The 1,306-nt window shown below is 54.8% G+C and carries 1 protein-coding gene; it reads right to left on the minus strand.

Going from position 1 to position 1,306, the window contains the following annotated elements; genetic code table 11:
* Positions 1-75: 75 nt before the first annotated feature.
* Positions 76-1,299: a sulfatase-like hydrolase/transferase gene (locus tag ACXAH8_RS23080; RefSeq protein ID WP_475220843.1), complete on the minus strand. Its 1,224-nt coding sequence runs from the start codon at positions 1,297-1,299 to the stop codon at positions 76-78.
* Between the last annotated feature and the right edge of the window lie 7 nt (positions 1,300-1,306).

Consider the following 1,306-nt stretch of genomic DNA (forward strand, 5'->3'; position numbering starts at 1 on the left):
TTCAGGCAAAGTGGGTTCGATCCGGACCTTCGCCACGTGTTTCATCAAGGCCTATTGCTCGGACAAAGCCGCCCTTCAGTCAGTGGGTGGTTCGTAGGGGTCCGGCGTTCCTGGGGGAATCGGAGGAAACTCCTCGAAGGTAGCAATGTGCTCCTGCAACTGCGGCAACGCCTTTTCTGCCGCCCATGTGTGCGGGAAGAGAACGCTTTCGCGCTCGTGCGGATCATTCAGAAGGTTGTAGACCCTTGGTGTGTCGAAAGACTCCGTCGCGCCAAAAGCCGTTGTGTTCTCTTTGAACAGAACTTTCCAGTCCTTCCATTTTACACCGAATATCTGTTCTCCCATGTAGACGATCACGCCTTCTCGGTTCGATCTCGGCTGGACACCTAGAAAGAACTCGGACTGGTCGATGCCATCAAATGCCCGGTCGTCCGGCACTTGGCCTCCTGCAAATGCCGCCAGTGTTGGAAAAAGGTCCATCGAGTGGACAACGTCGTTGCTTTCTGAACCAGCGGGGATCTTCCCCGGCCACTTGATGGCGAAAGGCACGCGCATGCTTCCTTCAAGGCTGGTGAACAGAGTACCGCGCCATGGTCCTGCAGTACCATGTACCGCAGGAACCGGCGAGACATTGGCGTTTCCAACCGGAAGAGCTTCGGGGCCGTTATCTGCAGTAAATATCACCACGGTTTCGTCGGAAACACCTGCCCCCTCGATCGCATCAACGATACGTCCAATATAGCTATCTGTTTGAAGTAGAATGTCGGCCCAGACGCCGTTTCCAGTAGCGCCATCAAACTCGTCGGACGCGATGTTTGGATAGTGGGTCTGCGTATATGCAAGATAGATGAAAAACGGCGCATCTTCCCCACTCTTAGCTTCGATGAAATCGATGGCTTTCTTAGTCAGGTCGCCATCTATCTCGCCGCGGTAGTCCAAGTCATAGTCCCGCGCGATGGTTGCTGGCTGCCCTGCAACTCCCTGCATCACAACAGGCTCTTCCATGTTGGCTTCAGCAAATCCCGGAAGCGTGCGCCAGACTGTAACGTCCGTGGTTTCAACACCGTAAAATTCGTCGAATCCTTGATTCGTTGGATAGCGCCCTTCGGTCCATCCAAGGTGCCATTTTCCGTACATGGCCGTGTTATATCCTGCTTCCTTGAGCATCTCGGCCATCGTGATTTCCCACTGAGTCAGACCGTAAACGCCGCCTCCCAGTGGGACTGTATGGTTTCCGCTCCGGATGCCATATCGTCCTGTCATGGTCGCTGCGCGGGACGGCGTGCACTGACTTTCCACGTTGAAG

The organism is Ruegeria sp. ABV3_008 (genome assembly GCF_056161185.1).